The sequence below is a fragment of the Eubacterium sp. BIOML-A2 genome, from assembly GCF_009680135.1.
In the GTDB taxonomy this organism is placed as follows: domain Bacteria; phylum Bacillota; class Clostridia; order Lachnospirales; family Lachnospiraceae; genus Faecalicatena; species Faecalicatena contortus_B.
This window is the reverse complement of record NZ_WKZK01000117.1, coordinates 1-1,898: the sequence shown is the minus strand read 5'-3', so window position 1 is coordinate 1,898 and position 1,898 is coordinate 1. Positions and strand designations below refer to the sequence as shown.

Sequence of the window (1,898 nt, the reverse complement as noted above, 5' to 3'; positions counted from 1 at the left end):
GTTTAGTAAATACACATTTCGCAATGTATAATCCTTTCCAGAACCGTACGTGCGGCTTTCCCGCATACGGCTCTTCATAATAACATTTACAGTTTCATGCTACGCATAGAGGTTAAAGTATTTCTTTGGGTAAGCTAGTGGATAATACTCCAGCATCTGCTTGAATTCCTCCCAATTGTAGCTTTTCTTCTGACTCCTGCGGTTCATCCAGCGAAATAGCAGTAAAGTAGTGTTATAGTGATACTTTATCAATGACTGTATATTGTACGTCAAACCGTAGTATCTATAATGTCCTGTCAGCTTAAGGTTTAGTTTCGGCATCAACTCCTTTAGCGGCGTTGTCCGATTATATTTCAGCCACTGTTTCATTTCTTTTAGCTTTGTTGCTAACCTCTTACCATTGGTCTTCGGTTTTACACAAAACTTCCCTGCTTGGTTTTCACCGCAATAGAATGTAAATCCTAAAAAGTCAAAGGTCTCGGGTTTCCCCTCTCCCCTTCGCTTTCTTCTTTCTTTCGCATATCTCCCGAATTCCAGAAGCCTGCTTTTACTCGTCTCAATTTCTAACCCGTATTTACTCAATCGCTCTTGCATTTCTTTGTAGTAGCGTTCTGCTTCCCTCTTATGTTCAAAGCCTGCCAGGTAGTCATCCGCGTATACCACCAGAAAACTCTTCCCTGTTCCACGCCTTTCATAATATGCTTTATACCACAGCACCAACACATGGTGCATGTAGATGTTTGCCAATATCGGACTGATGATATTTCCCTGAACTGAACCAACCTCGTTCGTCTGATACTTCCCGCTTTCTAATACTCCTGCCTTCAGATATTTCTTTATCAGCCAAAGTATGTTGGGGTCTTTGATATAGTACCCAACGAATTTCATTGTCCATTCATGGCTCATGTGGTCGAAGAAACCCTTTATATCTGCATCCACTACATAGTTAATCCGTTTGCGGACAATACTGATACACATCTCTTTAATTGCCATATGGCAGTTCCTGTTTGGACGGAAACCGTACATGTTGTCCTGGAACTTTGGTTCATATACTGCTTCCAGTATCTTCTTTAATCCTAATTGTACAATTTTATCTTCATACGATGCGATTCCCAGAGGACGTTTCCTGCCATTGGCTTTCGGGATGTATACACGCAGTGTTGGCTTTGGTTTATAAGACTTATTCTTCAGCCTTTTCACCAGATTCCTAATATTCTCCCTTAAGTTCCGGGCGTATTCCTCTTTTGTCACTTCATCAATTCCTACTGCTTTCTTTCCGTCTAATTCTTTGTGACACTCAAGCAGCAGTTCTTCATTTAGTAAATGATACAGTGACGTAAATATGGGTCGGCTTTCATGAGCCGATTTGTCTGCTATTCTTTCTAATTTCGTTCCCACTTATCCTCCCGTCCCTGAGTACGGTAAATGTGTCCTCAGAAAGAGCGTTATTATGTATTCCCCTTCCCTCCACCGTGATTAGCGGTTTCTCTGGTAATATAGGAATATCCGACTGCCTGTGACTCATTTGATTTCCTCCTTGTCATCGTTGTACGTCATACTTGTCTGGGAGTAAGCAATCTCCCTGCAAGAAATCACAGGCTCTCTCCAGTTGACTGATTGGTCATTGTGAAACATGATTGGCCCTCTGACCCCGCCAAAGCCACAACAAACTCGCTTAACGCTTGTTGTGGTGTTGTCTTCCGCATGGATAGACTGCGTCGACCTTTGAAGCTTTGTAAAATTTCGAGGCTCAATAGCATTTCAACCCTATTTCCTAACTGTCTACGCTTAGCCCTGCCTGTTACCATTCAGCACCCAAGACTCGCTAACGGTGGCTCGCTACACCTTGCCGTATGGGATTTCCACCCACTAAACCAACCGCCCTTTTCTGGACGCGC

The 1,898-nt window shown here is 42.9% G+C and carries 1 protein-coding gene; it reads right to left on the bottom strand.

The features are described 5' to 3' along the window. Positions 1–99 precede the first annotated feature (99 nt). A complete protein-coding gene (gene ltrA, locus GKG43_RS22685; protein ID WP_129880147.1) occupies positions 100–1,398 on the bottom strand; it encodes a group II intron reverse transcriptase/maturase in 1,299 nt (432 codons plus the stop codon). Positions 1,399–1,898: the final 500 nt, after the last annotated feature.